Below are 18,666 nucleotides of genomic sequence, written 5' to 3' on the forward strand. Positions count from 1 at the left end.
AGATCTGCCCCTCGTAACAGTTAAAGAGAAACAGAAAGGGATTTTTTATGACGGATGAATTATTAAACGAGCGGTATGCGCTTGCAATTGAGCGGATCCGCCAGATTCCGGCGGAAAAAAGCGTTCCGCAGCCGTACCGCGATTTTTTTGCACAGATGGCACAGTACCTCTGCAAAATGGACCAGATCCGGAGCAGAATCGCAGAAGGATATCTAAAAACAGCATCCGAGGAAGAGCTGGCTGTTTTTAACCGCGAGCCGTATGAAGATGTGATCGGGGAGCGGTATGAGACCTCCTACGGAAACCCGGCGTTTGCCGTGCGGGCACTTGGTGAAACGCATGGAAGGAGCCTCTGCTGCCTGTACCGGGAGCTGGGAAATGCTGTTGTCTGGGTCTATGAGGACCGCCTGCTGGAGCTGACTGCGGCGATGGAGCTGTATCTCGAGTTGTATGCGATGTTCGAGGAGGAGACGCTGCCGTCCGCGCAGTATGTAAAAGAGAGCATTTACTGGTATGTGAGCGATTACGCCGAGGAGCGCCAGGAATACCAGGTGCGCGAAATCGTCGACCCGTCGCTGCACTTTGTGAAGGATATTGTGATGGAATCTGATCTGACGGATCTGCGGTATCTGTACCAGTACGGCGAATATATCACCGAAAATGAGAAGGGTACAGCCCGCTTTTTAAATACGTTCAGCCAGGAAGAAATCGACGCGATGGCACGCACCTACACAGAAGGCTTCCGCAAGTGCTTTCTCGTGGCGCGAAAAGATCTGTCGAAAAAGAAGACAGTCAGCATCCGCTTCCACATCGGTTTTGAGCGCATGATCCGTGCGGCAATATTACAGTTCCGCGAGATGGGACTCGAGCCGGTGATTTCCCGCGGCGCGCGGAGAACGTGGGTTGCCGGTGCGTCTGCGAATAAGCAGTATGACTACGATCACCGGAACGATGAGGCGCTGTATCTCAACGAGGATCTCGTGAAGAGACGGCTCCGCGCGATGCAGGTGAAATACGACGAGTACAAAGAACTGGCGGACGGCTATGCCGGCCCTGCCGTGGTGGAAACCTTCGGCGAAGTTCCGTTTGAGCCAGTAAATAAAAAACAGGCACTGCACTTAAACGAGCGCCAGCAAAAGCTCCGTGTCGGTTTCCAGAACGAGGCGGGCCAGATTGTAAACCGCTATATCAAGGATGACGAGTACGGCTACACGATCATCGCCTACCCGATGCCGGAGATCGATCCGCGCTACGAAAAAATTTTTTGTGAGATCGTAAAGATCAACACGCTCGATTACGAAAAATACCAGCGCATCCAGCAGTACCTGATCGATGCGCTCGACGAGGGTGTTTCCGTGCATGTGCTTGGAAAAGGAGAGAACAGAACGGATCTGCGCGTGATGCTGCATCATCTGAACGATCCTGCGAAAGAGACGAATTTCGAGAACTGTGTTGCCGACTGCAATATTCCGGTCGGAGAGGTCTTTACTTCCCCGAGCCTTACCGGCACGACAGGCGTGCTCCATGTGACGGGAGTCTACCTGAACGAGCTGTATTACCGCGATCTCTGCCTGACGCTGACCGACGGCATGATCACCGCGTATGACTGCGCAAACTTCGAAAAAGAAGAGGACAATCGTACTTATATAGAAGAAAACCTGCTGTATCACCACAGGACGCTGCCGATCGGTGAGTTTGCCATCGGAACGAACACGATGGCGTACGTGATGGCAGAGCAGTACGGCATCGCCGGAAAACTGCCGATCCTGATCGCAGAGAAGATGGGCCCGCATTTTGCGATGGGCGACACCTGCTACGCCTGGGCGGAGGACAGCCCGATGTACAACCCGGACGGAAAAGAAGTAATCGCGCGCGAGAACGAGGTTTCGGCAAAACGGAAAGAAGATCCGTCGAAAGCATACTTCGGATGCCACACGGACATCACGATTCCGTACCGCGAACTGCAGTCGGTTGCGGTCGAAAAAGCAGACGGAACGACGATCCCTCTCATTGAGGACGGACGCTTCGTCCTGCCGGGAACGGAAGAATTAAATGAACCTTTTGGCTGATTATGGGTTGACATTTCTGCGCCTGCTTAGTATATTATAAGCAGAACTGAATGATTAAAACATAAATATAAGCATAACTAATGAATAACGCTTAGAACAGTTAATCAGAAAAGGAGAACAACATGGCTAAAGTAGGAATTGTGATGGGCAGCGACTCTGATATGCCGGTAATGAGCAAAGCAGCCGACATGCTGGAAAAATTTGGAATTGAGTACGAGATGAAAATCATCTCCGCACACCGCGAGCCGGATGTATTTTTCGAATATGCAAAAACCGCAGAGGAGAAAGGCTTCAAGGTTATCATTGCAGGCGCAGGTATGGCAGCTCATCTGCCGGGTATGTGCGCAGCTATTTTCCCAATGCCGGTCATCGGAATTCCGATGCATACCACATCGCTTGGAGGTCGTGATTCCCTGTACTCCATCGTACAGATGCCGAGCGGCATTCCGGTAGCAACCGTTGCCATCAATGGCGGTGCCAATGCCGGAATCCTGGCAGCAAAGATTCTTGCAACTTCCGATCCGGAACTGCTTGCAAAACTGAAAGCATATACACAGGAAATGAAAGAGCAGGTTGAGGCAAAAGACGCAAAACTGCAGGAAACAGGATACCGTAACTACAGTAAATAAAAACAAAGGACAAGGGAGGTTCACCATGGATTACAAGAACGCAGGAGTAGATATTGAAGCTGGATACAAATCAGTAGAATTAATGAAAGAGCATGTAAAGAAAACCATGCGCCCGGAGGTATTAGGCGGCCTTGGCGGTTTTTCCGGCGCTTTTTCCCTGGCAAAAATCAAAGAAATGGAAGAGCCGGTGCTGCTTTCCGGTACAGACGGATGCGGAACCAAGGTGAAGCTCGCCATGATTCTTGATAAACACGACACCATCGGCATTGATGCCGTTGCCATGTGTGTGAACGATATCGCATGCGCCGGCGGAGAACCGCTGTTCTTCCTCGACTACATCGCATGCGGAAAGAACTATCCGGAGAAGATCGCTTCGATCGTAAAAGGCGTTGCAGAAGGCTGTCTGCAGTCCGATGCAGCACTGATCGGTGGTGAGACCGCAGAGCATCCGGGCCTGATGCCGGAGGATGAGTACGATCTGGCAGGTTTTGCTGTCGGCGTATGTGACAAGAAAGACATGATTACCGGTGAAAATCTGGCAGCCGGAGACGTACTGATCGGCATGGCTTCCACCGGCGTTCACAGCAACGGATTTTCTCTTGTCCGTAAAGTTTTCGATATGACAAAAGATTCTTTAAATACATACTATGATGAGCTCGGCGCAACCCTCGGCGAGACCCTGCTTGCACCGACCCGTATCTACGTAAAAGCACTCCGTGCCATCAAAGATGCCGGTGTAACCGTAAAAGCATGCAGCCACATCACCGGAGGCGGCTTCTACGAGAACATTCCGCGTATGCTCAAAGACAACACCGTAGCCGTTGTACAGAAAGACAGCTACACCGTACCGCCGATCTTTGATCTGATGGCAAAGAAAGGCAATATCGACGAGCAGATGATGTACAACACCTTCAACATGGGTATCGGTATGGTACTGGCTGTTGATCCGGAAGATGTAGACGCAGCGATGAAAGCCATCCGTTCCACAGGAGATACGCCATATGTGATCGGCCACATTGAAAACGGAGAAAAAGGAGTACAGTTATGCTAAGATTAGCAGTTCTCGTCTCCGGCGGCGGCACGAACCTGCAGGCGATTCTGGATGCGATTGACGAGGGAATCATCACAAACGCGGAGGTTTCTGTTGTCATCAGCAACAATGCAGGAGCGTATGCGCTGGAGCGTGCGAAAAAGAAGGAGATTGATGCGGTATGCCTTTCCCCGAAGACCTTTGCATCGAGAGAAGCATTCAACGAGGCACTGCTGGCGAAACTGCAGTCGTACAACGTCGATCTCGTTGTGCTCGCAGGATGCCTGGTTGTGATCCCGCAGAGCATTGTGGATGCTTATCCGAATAAGATCATCAACATTCATCCGTCCCTCATTCCGTCGTTCTGCGGAACGGGCTATTACGGACTGAAAGTGCACGAGGGCGTATTATCCCGCGGCGTCAAAGTGACGGGAGCGACGGTTCATTTTGTGGACGGCGGAACAGACACCGGCCCGATTATTCTGCAGAAGGCAGTCGAAGTGCACGAGGGCGATACACCGAAGGCACTGCAGCAGCGCGTCATGGAAGAGGCCGAGTGGGTCATCATGCCGCGTGCGATTGATCTGATTGCAAACGGAAAAGTAACGGTAGAAGACGGACACGTAAAGATAAAGGAGTAAGAGCGATGAAAGTACTGATTGTAGGAAGCGGCGGAAGAGAGCATGCGATTGCCTGGAAGGTGGCGCAGAGCCCGAAGGTAGACAAGATTTACTGCGCTCCTGGAAACGCAGGAATTGCGGAGTACGCAGAGTGTGTCGATATTGCAGCGATGGAGTTTGACAAGCTTGTTGCTTTTGCGAAAGAAAAAGAGATTGACCTGACCGTCATCGGCATGGATGATCCGCTGGTCGGCGGTGTTGTCGATGCGTTTGAGGCAGAGGGACTGCGCGTATTCGGACCAAGAAAGAATGCGGCAATCCTGGAAGGATCGAAAGCGTTCTCCAAAGACCTGATGAAAAAATACCATATCCCGACGGCGGCATACGAGACATTCTCCGATCCAGAAGCGGCAGAGAAATATCTCGAGACTGCAAAATTCCCGATCGTGCTGAAAGCCGACGGTCTGGCTCTTGGAAAAGGCGTTCTGATCTGCAATACCTTAGAGGAAGCAAAAGAGGGCGTCAAGACGATCATGCTCGACAAGAAATTCGGCAGTGCCGGAAACGAGATGGTCATCGAGGAGTTTATGACGGGGCGTGAGGTTTCCGTTCTCTCCTTTGTGGATGGAAAGACGATCAAGACGATGAGTTCTGCACAGGATCACAAGAGAGCAGGAGACGGCGACACCGGCCTGAACACCGGCGGTATGGGCAACTTCTCCCCGAGTCCGTTTTATACCGAAGAAGTGGATAAGTTCTGTAAGAAATATATCTATCAGCCGACCGTAGATGCGATGGCAGCCGAGGGAAGACCGTTTAAGGGAGTTATCTTCTTCGGACTGATGCTGACACCGGACGGACCGAAGGTGCTCGAGTACAATGCCCGCTTCGGCGATCCGGAGGCACAGGTTGTGCTTCCTCGTATGAAGACAGACATCATTGATGTATTTGAAGCCTGCATCGACGGAACTCTCGACCAGATCGACCTGCAGTTTGCAGATAATGCGTGTGTCTGCATCGTACTGGCTTCGAACGGTTATCCGGTTTCCTACGAAAAAGGATTCCCGATCCGCGGACTCGAGACGTTCAAAGAGCATGAGGGCTATTACTGCTTCCATGCAGGAACGAAGTTCAAAGATGGCGAGATCGTGACAAACGGAGGCCGTGTCCTCGGCGTGACAGCACTTGGCGATACCCTGAAAGAGGCACGTGCGAATGCATATAAGGCTGTTGACTGGGTTGACTTTGACAATAAATATTACCGCCATGATATTGGAAAAGCGATTGACGAAGCGTAACGTGAATGTGAATTTTAATTTTGAGTAAAATGGAGCCGCCAGAATCCCGGTGAAAGGGAAATCTGGCGGCTTTGTCTTTTTATTCTGAAAAGGGAATAAAGCGCCGCCGTTCCGGATACAATAGTAAGGAGATCCTTTGGTTTTTAGCAGAATCAGAACAGGAAAGGCGGTCGGAAAAGATGGGAATCGTTTGTCTGGCGGGGATTTTTGCCGTATTTCTTCTGCTTGCATGGACGCTCTGCCGGGCGGCAGGATGGGAGAAAGAACGGGAAGATCTGGAACAGGAGCAGTACCTGAAAGAGTGGCGGGAGAAAAAGTTGAAAAAAATCGAAAAAATTTGAAAATTAGTGTTGACATTTGGCGGGTGGGATGCTATACTAACAAAGTCGGTTGGTGATACAGATAAAAAGTCGACAGACAAAACACTGATGTGGGGTCTTAGCTCAGCTGGGAGAGCATCTGCCTTACAAGCAGAGGGTCATAGGTTCGAGCCCTATAGGCCCCATGTTTTATGAAAAACGGTGTTGAAAATGAATATGGCGAGATAGCTCAGTTGGCTAGAGCACGCGGTTCATACCCGCGGTGTCGAGGGTTCGAATCCCCCTCTCGCTACTTATGGAACCCTTGAGAAATCAAGGGTTCTTTTGGCTTTATGGACAGTATGATGATATGGCTGTCATGTCAAAATCGTGTCTTGAAATCCACAGGGATTTGTGAGAAAATAAGACTACCTAAGAGCTTGTTTTGGGCTCTGAAAGTAAATAAAACAGTAATGGATAGAAGAAAGATAAGGAAAAAACAATGATAGAGTTTAATAAACCACCTTTTATTGGAACAGAACTGGAATACATCCGCCAGGCGGCAGAGGAAAACAACAAGCTGTGCGGCGACGGTCCTTTTACGAAGAAATGTTCTGCCTGGATGCAGGACAATTTCAACGTAAAACATGCGATGCTTACGACATCCTGCACCCATGCACTGGAAATGGCAGCTTACCTGTCTGAGATTCGGCCGGGCGACGAAGTGATCATGCCGTCCTACACGTTTGTTTCCACTGCAGATGCCTTTGTTCTGCGCGGAGCAAAAATCGTCTACGTGGATATCCGTCCGGATACGATGAACATCGACGAGACCAAGATTGAGGATGCCATCACCGAAAAAACAAAAGCGATTGTTCCGGTTCACTATGCGGGCGTTGCCTGTGAAATGGATACCATCATGGATATTGCAAAACGCCATAACCTGAAGGTTGTAGAGGATGCGGCACAGGGTGTGAGCGCGTACTACAAGGGAAAAGCCCTTGGAACGATCGGCGATTTTGGCTGCTACAGCTTCCATGAGACGAAAAACTATACGATGGGAGAGGGCGGCGCGCTGCTGTTCCAGGATGAGAATTATCTGGAAAAAGCAGAGATCCTTCGTGAAAAGGGAACGAACCGCAGCAAGTTTTTCCGCGGACAGATCGACAAATATACCTGGATCGACTACGGTTCCTCCTATCTGCCGAGCGATATGAATGCGGCTTACCTGCTTGCAGAACTCGAGGAACATGAGAAAATCGATAGAAAGCGGATGGCCATCTACAACTATTACCATGAGCAGCTCCGTCCGCTGGCTGAGGCCGGAAAGATCGAGCAGCCGGTTGTGCCGGAAGGCTGTGTACATAATGCGCATATGTACTTCATCAAGGCAAGAAATCTGGAAGTGCGTACAAAACTGATCAACTATATGAAAGAGCGCGGTGTGATGTGTGTCTTCCATTACGTTCCGCTCCATACCTCCCCGGCCGGACAGAAGTTCGGTGTTTTCCACGGAGAGGACAAATACACAACAAAAGAGAGCGAGCGCCTGATGCGTCTGCCAATGTTCTACAGCCTGTCTGAACAGGATATGGCATATGTCGTAGAGTGCCTCATGGACTTTAAAGAGTGGTAACATTTCATGTATGAGAAGTTTTTAAACTACTTTACGGACTATATTTTCGTGAAGGATGAGCCGCAGAAAGCCGATGTGATTTTTGTGCCGGGAAACGGATATCCGCAGATGGCGGCGCACGCGGCAGAACTCTGGAAAGAAGGATTTGCGCCGTATGTGCTTCCGTCGGGAAGATACAGTACTGTGCTCGGGCATTTCGCCGGTGTACAGGATCTTGCGGAGCAGTACGGCGGGAACTATGAAACCGAGTGGGAGTTTCTGCGGACGGTACTGCAGAAAAACAGCGTGCCGGAGAAAGCGATTCTGCGCGAAGACCAGGCGACGTATACGTATGAAAATGCACTGCGGTCACGGGAAGTGACAGATGCGGCGGGCATCGAGGTAAAAAAAGCGATCCTCTGCTGCCGGAATCTCCATGCGAGACGGTGTATTCTGTATTACCAGCTTGTCTACCCGGAGACAGAGTTTTTTGTCTGTCCTTCGGATATTGAGTTCACCAGAGAAAACTGGCATACAAAGGGTGAATGGATCGACCAGGTGTTAGGAGAAATGGAGCGCTGCGGCGGTCAGTTCCACAAGATTCTGCGGGAACTGCCGGCGGATTCTGAATTTTAACACCAGTAGACAAGAAGTCCCCCGCTTTTAAAGCGGTGAGATGAATTGTTAAAAGAAACATAACGGCAGTGGTAGGCGGAGAGAAATCGGTATCCTCCACTGACATGAGGAAAGTCACAGTCGAACTATTCTCGACATGTCAGACTCCGTGAAAATACCGACTGTAAGTTGAAACGAAAAGATTTATAAAAAAGAGCGGAAATTGTGGTAAAATTGCGGCTCGTATGGTATACTATCGTTAAGTTAAGTTTCTAATCTAAAGCAAAGGTTGGTGGACAGTATGAATAAGATTGATGAAGTATTAGAGCTTTTAAAACAGAGAGAACGTGAGAGCGAAAAACCGAAAAACGTGATTTTATGGGTCCTTGCCATTGTCGGAGCGGTAGCGGCAGTTGCAGGAATCGCATACGCAGTATACCGGTTTGTAACTCCGGATTATCTGGAAGACTTCGAAGATGATTTCGATGACGATTTCGACGATTACTTCGAGGATGAAGACGAAGATAAGTAGGATGGAAAAAAGAAACTCCGGTGCCGGAACGTGGTACCGGAGTTTTTCTGTCCGGAAATCAGTTTGACATAGAAGGAGAAGAGAATGAAAAAAGGAGAAATTTACGAGGGAGTCGTGGAAAGAATTGATTTCCCGAATAAAGGACGTGTACATGTGGAGGGCGAGACGGTTACCGTGAAAAATGCAATTCCGGGACAGAAGATCCGCTTTCAGATCAACAAAAAAAGAAAGAACCGCATGGAGGGCCGCCTGCTCGAAGTAACAGAAAAATCCCCGATGGAAAAGCGCGATCCGGTCTGCAGTATTTTCCCGTCCTGCGGCGGATGCATGTACCAGACGATGAGTTATGAGGATCAGCTTGCAATGAAGGTCGGTCAGGTGAAAAAACTGCTCGACGATGCCCTCGTGGAGGCCGGCCAGGTCAATGAGGCGGGGGAGGCCGATTATCCGTTCCTTGGAATCAAGGGAAGTCCGAAGGAGTTTGCATACCGGAATAAAATGGAGTTTTCCTTCGGCGATGAATACAAGGACGGCCCGTTGTCTCTCGGACTTCATAAAAAGGGAAGCACCTACGATGTCCTGACCGCGTGCGACTGCAAAATCGTGCATGATGATTTCACAAAGATTCTGACCTGCGTGCTGGCGTATTTTAAAGAGCGGAACGCAAGTTACTACCACAAGATAAGCCACGAGGGTTACCTGCGCCACCTGCTGGTGCGAAGAGCCGAGAATACCGGAGAAATCCTGGTAAATCTCGTCACCACAAGTCAGGAGGAGTGGGATCTGATGCCGCTCGTGCAGGAAGTGCTTGGTCTGCCGCTGGAAGGAAAGGTTGTCGGATTCCTCCATATCATAAATGATTCCCTGGCAGATGTTGTAAAGAGCGATGAGACAAAAGTGCTCTACGGACAGGACTACTTCTATGAAGAACTCCTCGGACTGAAATTCAAGATCACCCCGTTCTCCTTCTTCCAGACCAATTCCCTTGGCGCGGAAGTTCTCTACAGCACCGCCCGCGAGTTCGTCGGCGAGACGAAAGACCGCACGATCTTCGACCTCTACAGCGGAACCGGAACCATCGCCCAGATCCTTGCACCGGTCGCAAAAGAAGTGATCGGCGTGGAAATCGTGGAAGAAGCTGTTACAGCTGCAAAAGAGAACGCAGAGGCAAACGGCCTTACCAACTGCAGTTTCCTCGCCGGAGACGTGCTGAAGGTGATCGATGAAATCGAAGAAAAACCGGACTTCATCGTTCTTGATCCACCGCGCGAAGGAATCCATCCGAAGGCTCTGCCGAAGATAGTTGATTTATATAGGTGTGAAAAAATGCTTTATATCTCCTGCAAGCCGACTTCTCTTGCGCGGGATCTGGTAGAGTTTGCAAAATATGGATACCGTGTAGAAAAAGTCTGCTGTGTTGATATGTTTCCGGGAACGGTGCATGTGGAAACGGTTGTCTTGCTTTCCAAGGGCGAGGTCGACTCGAAAAAGATTCGGGTTGAGTTCTCTTTGGAAGATATGGATATGTCCGAATTTCAGGATGGGGCAACCTACACCCAGATCAAAGACTATGTGCTGGAGCATAGCGGGTTAAAGGTATCCAATCTTTATATCTCACAGATTAAGAGGAAATGTGGGATTGAAGTTGGCAAGAATTACAATTTGCCGAAGTCCGAGGATTCCAGACAGCCCATGTGTCCGCCGGAAAAAGAGAAAGCAATCCGAGAAGCATTCAAATATTTTGGGATGATCTAACATCCCGCAAAATGGAGGTTTCTTATGGATAGATTGATTTCTTGTGAGTTTAACATGGATACCGCTTGTGTAGAACTGAAATTCTTAGATGGCAGCATGATTGCCATTGATACCATCGCCGTGGAGAATGAGGTTGCCGATAATATGTATCAGCGGTCAGAACTGGATTATCTGATTTACAATGACCCGGTTGGATATGCAGACTTGATATTGAACGGAAACCCCGAAATTTATCTAAAAACTGTAACTGAATGTAAACCCTTAGATTAAAACTCAGCCCTCTGCCTTTTCATTGGCAGAGGGCCGTTTTTTGCTTAACAGTTATTGAGCATCCCTTAATTGCTCTACAACGCTGCATTTCGCTGCGTTGTCATACATCATGCAAGGAATCAGCCACCCCAGCAGAAGAAATACCGGAATTGTCAGCAGGACAGGCAGAATGGTGAATCGATACTCAAAGAACCAGAACATACTGCCCAGCATTTTTCCCGCAAGAGGTCCCATCACCAGCGACAGCATAAAGGCCGCCGCTACGGAAGACATTGCGTAAAACAACCCCTCATAGATCAGCATGGTTTTGAGCTGCCGGTTCGTCATTCCTACAGCCTGAAGCACAGCAAATTCACGGCGGCGGGAAAGAATACCGGTCATCATGGCGTTGAAGAAATTCAAGAGTCCCACCAGCCCGATGATAGCACAGAGGATACCACCGATCAGAAGGAACATCTGCCGGAACTGAGCAAACTCGGAGCGAGCCGTGGCCTTGCTTTCATACATCAAGGGCGAAAACTCACCGGCAGTGAGCTTCGATAGATATTGCTCTGCTTCGGTCTCGTCAGCTTCGTCTGCTGTGTCGAACAGGTAGAGCATCGGAATGGCCGCACCACCGCTGTCCCTCTGTGCGGTATCCACAGACAAAACTGTCTCATATCCAATACCACCATAACGATAACTCATGGAATACGGAAGCTCTACCAAGGCGCAGACCGTGTACGCTACATCTCTGGCTCCATACAGTTTTTCCTGAAAGTACTCCTCCGGTGTATCTTCGGTGCGGAGTTCCCCGGTGCGGCTGTCGATATATTTCACATCGTCCGCATAGGTGGCGGTGATCGTGTCTCCCACCTTGGGGTAGTATTCAGGATTGGGCAGATTACCGTAGTCATCTAAGGAAACCGCAATGGCAATGGCGTTATTGTCCGGCTCCAGCATAGGAGAAATATCTCCGTCGAACACTTGCAGCTTGTCAAACAGGCTGTTATCCAGAGCCTCGATTCTGGTATCTCCCATCACCATATTGCCCCGGTGCTCCAGACGGCTCATATGGCTGTCCAACTGCTCGGCGCTTTCGTACCTTGCATAGTCCTGCCGCAGAGCATCCTCCGTCATCCACAGATATGCGGGTTTTCGCACAGCATATCCCGTGCCGGAAAGACTGGCCTTTGTGTTTGCTGCGATCTCTTCGATCTGTTCCGGCGTGATGAATTCATCTGCCGGGTTGTAACGGAAATAGTCGGGCGTGCTGACGATAAAATCGGCGCAGGTCATGAAGGATACATACTTCTCCATGCTGAAGCCGCCCACAAAGGCACACAGCGCATTGAACAGTGTCACCGACAGTGCCAGAGACAACACCACCAGTACCGTCTTTTTCTTGTTTCGTCCCAGATTGGCAAAGGCCATCTGATGGAGCTTTGCTCCCCGGGTGCTGCGCCGTTTTTTCTTGGTCTGCATTGCATCCGTATATTTGGTAGCCTCCACCGGAGAAACCTTGGCTGCCATTTTTCCGGGCTTGGAGCAGGACAAGAGCACTGTCAGCAGAGCAAACAGCACGGAGCCAACAAAGATCACAGGCGAGGTGCTGATGGTAGTGATGCCCACCTCCAACTGGGTGGAGCGCAAGACAACAGGTACCAGAACAGCGCCGATGCCGTAGCCCAGCAGCAGCCCCGCCGGAATGCCGATCAGACAAAGCAGAAGTGCCTGCTGGCGAATGATGCGTTTGAGCTGCCGGGGCGTTGTGCCAATGGTTTTCAGAAGCCCGTAAAACCGGATATCCCCCGCAACAGAGATCTGGAAAATGTTATAGATGATAAGATACCCGGTGAAAATCACCAGCAGCAAAAAAGCTGCTATGGCGATCACAAGTTCCGGATCGAGCTGCGACTCCAGCTGGGATGAGGTATATCCCCAGTTGACGCCGATCCGGACGCTGTTGGGATCGGTATAGCTGTCCCATGTGTAACCAAGATCGGTATCCACCTGCTCCATCTGCCCTTGAATGTTTGTGCCGGAGGCCAGCATGATATTCAAATCGGTGCGGAAAGGCTGTAAACCTGTTTTCACTGCCTGCGCTTCGATGTCATCTGCGTAATCACGGCTGATGTTGATGTAATGAACAGGCATTAGTTCATCATAGTCCCAATAGCCCACCAGCGTAAAGGTATCTGTTACAGTAAAGGCGGTTTGGTCCTTGTCCGTAATGGAATAGGAAACCGTGACCTCGGCGCCCAGCTCCGGCGTTACGCCAAGCAGCTGCAACGCTGCCGTATCCATGGCTACCTCTTTGCCGCTTTCGGGCATCCGTCCGGTAGTAGGGGTTGCATAGCTCCATTTAGTGCAGTTGGCATCCATGTAGCTGATCTCTGCCGGTATTTTGGCAAAGACCCCCTCCGCAGTGATACCGATTACCTTCCGTGCCCCCGCAGCCTTCACCTTTGGGTGGGCAGCGATGCGTTCCGCCTGCTCGGGGGAAACATCCTTAAAGGTGCCATGCGCATAGCCGCCTACCTGCCGAAACTGGTAGGTTTCATAGCTGGCGTTCAACGACAAGACAATGGTGAACATGGACGTAAATAGCAGCGTTGTCAGCGCAATGGCAAAAATGGCGATCAGATTGCGACGACGGTTCGCATAAAGAGATTTTAAGCTGAGTTTCCGAATACATTTTCTGTTTTTGACATTCATCGTAACCACCTCCCGTTAGTTTTGGGAGACGATCCGACCATCTTCGATACGGATAATGCGGTCTGCCATCTGTGCAATTTCTTCGTTGTGAGTGATCATTACGATTGTCTGGGCGAACTTTTGACTGGTGACTTTCAAAAGGCTCAATACATCCTGACTGGTTTTGGAATCCAGATTACCTGTCGGTTCATCTGCCAGAATGATAGCGGGTGCTGCCGCCAGCGCACGGGCGATTGCCACACGCTGCTGCTGACCGCCGGAGAGCTGATTGGGCAGGGCATCCAGACGCTCATCCAGCCCAAGGGTCTGCACGATCTGCTGTACGAAATCCTTGTTGACCTTGCCACCGTCCAGCTCAATGGGTAGAACGATATTTTCATACACATTCAGCACCGGAACAAGATTATATGCTTGGAACACAAAGCCGATTTTCCTGCGGCGGAAGATGGTCAGCGCTTCCTCCTTCAGGGAGAAAATATCCTGTCCGTCCACCATGACCGTGCCACTTGTAGGGCGATCCAGCCCGCCCAGCATGTGCAGCAGCGTGGATTTGCCGGAGCCGGATGTGCCGACAATTGCAACAAATTCGCCCTTCTTTACACTTAAATCAACTCCATCCAACGCATGAACTGCGTTATTGCCGGAGCCATAAATCTTTTTCAGGTCTTTTGCCTGTAAAACATCCATAAATGAGTACCTCCATGAAAAAATCTGTATGTATGAAAGGAAATCATCCTTTGATACATACAGATTATCGCATAGGAATCTTTCCACATTCTTTCCGGCGGAAAATGAAATCTAACAGTTTTGATAGAATTGTTGTTATTTCGGCAGAAATATGGAAAACGTACTTCCTTTTTCCGGAACGGAAGCAATCTTGATATAACCTCCCTCGCCGGATATGATCTGTCGGGCAAGGTATAAGCCGATGCCGACCCCTTCCTGCTCCTGAACCGCCTTTGAGCGGTAAAAGCGAGCAAATATCTTCGCTTGCTCAGTTTCCGGTATGCCTGAACCGGTATCCGATATATCGATCCTTGCAAACATTTCGTAACTTACGGCAGAAATCCTGATTGTGCCATGCTCTGTATATTTGATGGCATTGTCTACGATATTCGCCAGCGCTTCCGCTGTCCATTTGAAGTCGAATACAGCAAAAGCATCTGTATCCTGCATTTGCAAAGACAATCCTTTTTCAGAAGCCTTGGCAGTATATTGTTCTACCACACTTTCAAGTAGCGGCTGCAGCGTTGCTTGCTGAGGGGAGAGTGAAATGATCCCGTTTTCCAGTCTGGAAAGCTTTACGAGAGAATCGATCAGAAATCGCAGCTTTTCCGATTGTTTGTACAGCGCCTCCACATTTGCCTTCGCCGATGCAGGCAGAGTTTCCTCCATCAACAGCTCGCTGTATAACAGCAGATTTGCAATCGGCGTTTTCGTCTGGTGTGAAATGTCCGCAATCAAGGTTTTGATTTTGTCTTTTTCCTGCGCTACATTTCGAGAAGATGCTTCTGCGGCAGAAAGATAGTGTGCAAACTTTGTTTCCAATGCAGACAGCTGGCTTTCATCAAAATTGGTTTCAGAAAAGGAGCCGGTCATGGCAGCGTCCAGCATCCTTTCGATTTCTTCCATCGTTTTTCTGGTCTTTCTCCGCTCCCATAACACAACAGCTGCCGCCGCCAGAAAACACAGCAGTATGATCACAATACCGGTTTTATTCATCTTTTGTCACCCAGCTATAACCGATTCCATAGACAGTTTTAATGTATTTCTGTGCACCAAGCTTATCCCTCAGACGCTTGATCGTAACAGACAAAGCGTTTTCATCCACATATTCTGCGCCATCTGTCCAGATCCGGTCGACAAGGTCTCCACGGGTCATGGTTCGACCACGATTTTCAACAAGCAGACGCAGTAATTTTTGTTCTGTTTTGCTCAATTCCACTTTTGAATCTCCCACATAAAAGGTCATAGTCTCAAAGTCAAAGTGAAATAGATCCATATGGAACGGCGCATTTTTATGGTTTGACGCTTGCTTTCGCAGTTGGGTATTCACCCTTGCCCGCAAAACCGAAAGAGAAAAGGGTTTGGTAATATAATCATCAGCGCCCCTCTCCAGTCCGTCTACGATGTCCAGATCGGTGTCGTTGGCAGTCAGCAGAATAACAGGAACTCCGGGCAGGTTTTCCTTGACCTCCCGAAGCAGCTCAAGCCCACTGCCATCCGGCAGATTGATATCCAACAGGATCAGGGATACACCGCTGCAAAGCAGCTGTTCCTTCGCCGTTTTTAGGTCTTGGCAGGATATAATCTGACGGTCATCTGCTTTCAGTGCTTTACTTAAACCCTGATTCAACCCTATATCATCTTCAATAATCAATAATTGTTCCATGTATCTCACTCCCTCGTTATTCAAAGGCCACCATTATTTCCTTGGGCAATTTTTCGTTCTCACAGTTCAGAAGATAGGCGATTGCTCTGCTTGCAAATTTGTTTGTTTTCACTGTATCCCAATCGGCAAGCAAAATAACCTCTGCTGTACCGTTCTCGAAATCCAATGATATTTCGCCCCATTCTCCGTCGCAGTCTACCTGATATTCGTAGATTGCGGCGGCGATTTTCTTTTTGCGTTTGGTTTTGGATTTTTGTTTCAGCCGGACAGCATGGATTGCGCCCTCGGCAACCAAAAACTCGGTCAGCCTGTCCACTGCTCTGCGGTAGGCTCGTTCTGCACCACTGGCTGTGCTTCCCTCAAACATAACCGCCAGTTCTTCAAAGGTGGGGCGGTCTTTCCATGAGCTGACACGCCCACAGGTCATGCAAATTGCTAACCGTTTTTCGAGCAAGGTCTGTTCCCGGTAATTCAGTTTCTCAAATGCCCGCTGCACCTTTTCTGCCTGTATGCTGTTCCAGAGGATGTCGGTATAGTTCCAAGTATCATCCAAGGCAACATCTTCGCCGGTTTCCTCGCCGTCTTCGTCTGTCACATAGAAAGGCTGCTGATTGCGGATGCCACGGACAACTTTCAGATATTCTTCCGCAAGGGCAAGATCACAGTTGTATTTCTTGGAAAACTCGCTGACCGCATCCTTGGTGTTATGGTACAGCCATGCCATTGACCGCACCATTTTATAATTGGTCAGAGAAGATACCGACCATTTTTCTTCGCCCATGCGAAAACGGAGCATAGCATCCCGGATGAACGGATAGATGTATGTAGCATACTCTGCGCCCTTGGCAAGGTCATAGTCCATCAGTTTTTGGAGCATTTGTTCCCGGCAGGAGAGCTTTATATCTATAAATCGGTCTGTGTCGTACAAATCGCCGCCATCCACACCGAGAAAGTCTTTGATGCGCTTGTTAAGCTGCGGCTCGTAGTGGTGTAGGAAGAATGAGAAATATATCAAATTCTTTTCCTGCAAGGCAGACAGGATATATTCGTTCAGATTGCCCACCGCTGGAGGCTCCGGTGCCAGTTGGAAGATGCGCTCTGCCACATAGGGGATGATGCCGTTAACAGACGGATTGACAGGGTGTTTCAGTATGTATCCGGTCATATTCCATGTAAAATCATTCAGCATAGCGCACCTCCTTCCGGTTTACCATATCAGTATTTAGAACTTTCTTTGCAAATACACCATATCCACCAACTGTACACCACCTTCATATATTGGGTGGTCATAATTGTCTGTAAAGAAATTTGGTATTATGTGAGAACGGACAAAACCACATTTTTCATAGAATGGTATTGTCAGTGGACTATCGCCCGTTCCAACTTGCAGAACAGCATATTGTCCGCTGTATTTCTCGATGATAAAGTCAATCAAAGCTTTTGCATAGCCTTTGCCTTGATGTTCTGGAACTGTTGCAATGTTCTTAATTTCAAGCACACCATTTCTTTCGCCGGTTATGACACATTCGCTTTTAACTCCATTATCATCGAGGATATACATCCTGCCATTATCAAGATAGCAATCTACCATGTTTTCCTGCTCATCAGCCAATAACAGCAAATCCAGATATTCCTTTTTGTTTTCTGTAACCTCAATAATTTTCATTGTTTATACCTATAAGTTACTTTCAATGCTTCTTTTTTCAAAGCAGCCTGTCCCATTTCCTTTTCGTAATCGCCCTTGGCATAGGCTACATTGCTCAATGCCCGGAGCATCTTATCTTTTGCCAGCTTCTTCATAACCTCCGCAAGATCAGCGTCCAGAGTACCACGCTTCACATAGCGGTTTATGGTATTCAGCCGTTTCTCATAAATCTGCTTCAGCGGATGATCGTCCGCAAGTTCTCGCTGTTCTCTACCTTTCAAGTTGCCGATCTGTCGGCAAGTGCGGTGCAGCTTGTCCCCCGGTGCATAGCCGCCGCAGTATTTGGTGTGCCTTGCGTTGGTGGTGAGGAACCATTTGCCGCAGATTTTGCATTTCTTCGGGGCATGGCCGACACATAAACCCTCAAAGAGATCAGAACGGAACATCCCCACAAAGGAGACATAGTGCATCCGCTTGACGAGCTTTGCAACTTTTTCGCCGGGAAGGATGACCGATACATACTGAACGGAATTGTTCAGGGTAGACATCCAAGCATTGCACTCTGTGATAGAAAACTCCGGCGGGAAATAGCTGCCGAACATTTTTGCAAAGCCCTCTGCGGTGCGGTCTGCTTCGTTGCCGTCTGATTTTTCTGCAAAATCAAGCATGGCCGTTTGGTATTCCCCAAGGGAGTATGCCAGATGCCCGAAAACTGCGGTATAGCGTTGGAGCATCATCGCATCGGTAAAGTTCTGAATTTCTTCAAACTGCAAGGAATTTGTTGCGGCTTTTGTGGCAAACTCCACATATTTCAGCGCATTGTCTACAGTAAAGACTTTTTCAATCCGTTCTCTGTGCTTTGGTATATCCATATAGGAGAACGGCGGCGTTTTGCTGAGAATCTCTAACATTGTCAATGCAGCTTCCTTTGCCATAGGAAAGAGTGCAGAAGTATCCTGTCCGGCGTTTAATATTCCAAGCAGCAGATTGATTTTCTCGCATTGCTCGTTTATTTTTGCAATGGTATTCACAGGAACATTCAGTGCATCACAGGCAAGCGTACCGACAGGAAATGTTTTGCTCTCATATATGACCGTATCCTGCCAGAAATCCAATGTCATCAATTCTTGATTCATGCTTGCCCTCCTGTCCTGTTTTTTCATTTTTTTAATTATATCATGTAAATGTGAAGAAATCTAC

At 49.0% G+C, this 18,666-nt stretch carries 18 protein-coding genes and 2 tRNA genes; 13 read left to right on the forward strand and 7 right to left on the reverse strand.

From position 1 onward, the window contains the following. Nucleotides 1-47: 47 nt before the first annotated feature. From DW743_RS00835 to DW743_RS00895, 13 genes are all read left to right on the forward strand, one after another. Nucleotides 48-2,069 carry an aminopeptidase gene (locus DW743_RS00835; protein WP_117760544.1) on the forward strand — a complete coding sequence of 674 codons (2,022 nt, stop codon included), beginning with the start codon at nucleotides 48-50 and terminating at the stop codon, nucleotides 2,067-2,069. A 122-nt stretch (nucleotides 2,070-2,191) separates the two neighbouring features. Further along, nucleotides 2,192-2,698 carry a 5-(carboxyamino)imidazole ribonucleotide mutase gene (purE, locus tag DW743_RS00840; RefSeq protein WP_022462013.1) on the forward strand — a complete coding sequence of 169 codons (507 nt, stop codon included), beginning with the start codon at nucleotides 2,192-2,194 and terminating at the stop codon, nucleotides 2,696-2,698. A 25-nt stretch (nucleotides 2,699-2,723) separates the two neighbouring features. After that, complete coding sequence (gene purM, locus DW743_RS00845; RefSeq protein WP_055221253.1) at nucleotides 2,724-3,749, forward strand: phosphoribosylformylglycinamidine cyclo-ligase; 1,026 nt, start codon at nucleotides 2,724-2,726, stop codon at nucleotides 3,747-3,749. Further along, the gene (gene purN, locus DW743_RS00850; RefSeq protein WP_055221251.1) at nucleotides 3,743-4,369 is read left to right on the forward strand and encodes a phosphoribosylglycinamide formyltransferase; all 627 of its coding nucleotides are present in this window, start codon (nucleotides 3,743-3,745) and stop codon (nucleotides 4,367-4,369) included. The genes purM and purN overlap by 7 nt, the downstream gene beginning before the upstream one ends. A 5-nt stretch (nucleotides 4,370-4,374) precedes the next feature. Beyond that, a complete protein-coding gene (gene purD, locus DW743_RS00855; protein ID WP_055227099.1) occupies nucleotides 4,375-5,646 on the forward strand; it encodes a phosphoribosylamine--glycine ligase in 1,272 nt (423 codons plus the stop codon). Nucleotides 5,647-5,825: 179 nt separating this feature from the next. Then, nucleotides 5,826-5,987, forward strand: a complete 162-nt coding sequence (locus DW743_RS17910; protein ID WP_022462017.1) for a hypothetical protein — start codon at nucleotides 5,826-5,828, stop codon at nucleotides 5,985-5,987. 91 nt (nucleotides 5,988-6,078) lie between these two features. Further along, nucleotides 6,079-6,151, forward strand: a tRNA-Val gene (locus DW743_RS00865). Nucleotides 6,152-6,184: 33 nt separating this feature from the next. After that, nucleotides 6,185-6,258: transfer RNA gene (locus DW743_RS00870), tRNA-Met, on the forward strand. A gap of 189 nt (nucleotides 6,259-6,447) precedes the next feature. After that, nucleotides 6,448-7,581, forward strand: a complete 1,134-nt coding sequence (gene rffA, locus DW743_RS00875; RefSeq protein WP_117760542.1) for a dTDP-4-amino-4,6-dideoxygalactose transaminase — start codon at nucleotides 6,448-6,450, stop codon at nucleotides 7,579-7,581. 6 nt (nucleotides 7,582-7,587) lie between these two features. Beyond that, entirely contained in the window at nucleotides 7,588-8,196 is a 609-nt protein-coding gene (locus DW743_RS00880; protein WP_055221246.1) for a YdcF family protein, read from the forward strand. Between the two features lie 280 nt (nucleotides 8,197-8,476). Then, nucleotides 8,477-8,707, forward strand: a complete 231-nt coding sequence (locus DW743_RS00885) for a hypothetical protein (RefSeq protein WP_055227097.1) — start codon at nucleotides 8,477-8,479, stop codon at nucleotides 8,705-8,707. Nucleotides 8,708-8,791: 84 nt separating this feature from the next. After that, nucleotides 8,792-10,462, forward strand: a complete 1,671-nt coding sequence (gene rlmD, locus DW743_RS00890; RefSeq protein ID WP_117760541.1) for a 23S rRNA (uracil(1939)-C(5))-methyltransferase RlmD — start codon at nucleotides 8,792-8,794, stop codon at nucleotides 10,460-10,462. 24 nt (nucleotides 10,463-10,486) lie between these two features. After that, a complete protein-coding gene (locus DW743_RS00895; RefSeq protein WP_117598365.1) occupies nucleotides 10,487-10,732 on the forward strand; it encodes a DUF6061 family protein in 246 nt (81 codons plus the stop codon). 51 nt (nucleotides 10,733-10,783) lie between these two features. Here the strand turns inward: DW743_RS00895 and DW743_RS00900 are convergent, their stop codons facing one another. The 7 genes from DW743_RS00900 to DW743_RS00930 all read right to left on the reverse strand — a co-directional run bounded on the left by DW743_RS00900 (nucleotide 10,784) and on the right by DW743_RS00930 (nucleotide 18,602). Beyond that, nucleotides 10,784-13,429, reverse strand: a complete 2,646-nt coding sequence (locus tag DW743_RS00900) for an ABC transporter permease (RefSeq protein WP_117760540.1) — start codon at nucleotides 13,427-13,429, stop codon at nucleotides 10,784-10,786. Nucleotides 13,430-13,444: 15 nt separating this feature from the next. After that, the gene (locus DW743_RS00905) at nucleotides 13,445-14,116 is read right to left on the reverse strand and encodes an ABC transporter ATP-binding protein (RefSeq protein ID WP_117760539.1); all 672 of its coding nucleotides are present in this window, start codon (nucleotides 14,114-14,116) and stop codon (nucleotides 13,445-13,447) included. Between the two features lie 135 nt (nucleotides 14,117-14,251). Beyond that, nucleotides 14,252-15,151 carry a sensor histidine kinase gene (locus tag DW743_RS00910; protein WP_117760538.1) on the reverse strand — a complete coding sequence of 300 codons (900 nt, stop codon included), beginning with the start codon at nucleotides 15,149-15,151 and terminating at the stop codon, nucleotides 14,252-14,254. Next, nucleotides 15,144-15,821 (reverse strand): response regulator transcription factor, encoded by a 678-nt coding sequence (locus DW743_RS00915; protein WP_117760537.1) that lies wholly within the window; start codon nucleotides 15,819-15,821, stop codon nucleotides 15,144-15,146. The genes DW743_RS00910 and DW743_RS00915 overlap by 8 nt, the downstream gene beginning before the upstream one ends. 16 nt (nucleotides 15,822-15,837) lie before the next feature. Next, entirely contained in the window at nucleotides 15,838-17,010 is a 1,173-nt protein-coding gene (locus tag DW743_RS00920) for a hypothetical protein (RefSeq protein WP_117760536.1), read from the reverse strand. Between the two features lie 33 nt (nucleotides 17,011-17,043). Continuing rightward, complete coding sequence (locus DW743_RS00925) at nucleotides 17,044-17,487, reverse strand: GNAT family N-acetyltransferase (protein ID WP_117526580.1); 444 nt, start codon at nucleotides 17,485-17,487, stop codon at nucleotides 17,044-17,046. Next, a complete protein-coding gene (locus DW743_RS00930) occupies nucleotides 17,484-18,602 on the reverse strand; it encodes a DUF6076 domain-containing protein (protein ID WP_117760535.1) in 1,119 nt (372 codons plus the stop codon). Before DW743_RS00930 ends, DW743_RS00925 begins: the two co-directional genes overlap by 4 nt. Between the last annotated feature and the right edge of the window lie 64 nt (nucleotides 18,603-18,666).

Source organism: Blautia sp. AM28-27 (genome assembly GCF_003480905.1).
In the GTDB taxonomy this organism is placed as follows: Bacteria; Bacillota; Clostridia; order Lachnospirales; family Lachnospiraceae; genus Fusicatenibacter; species Fusicatenibacter saccharivorans.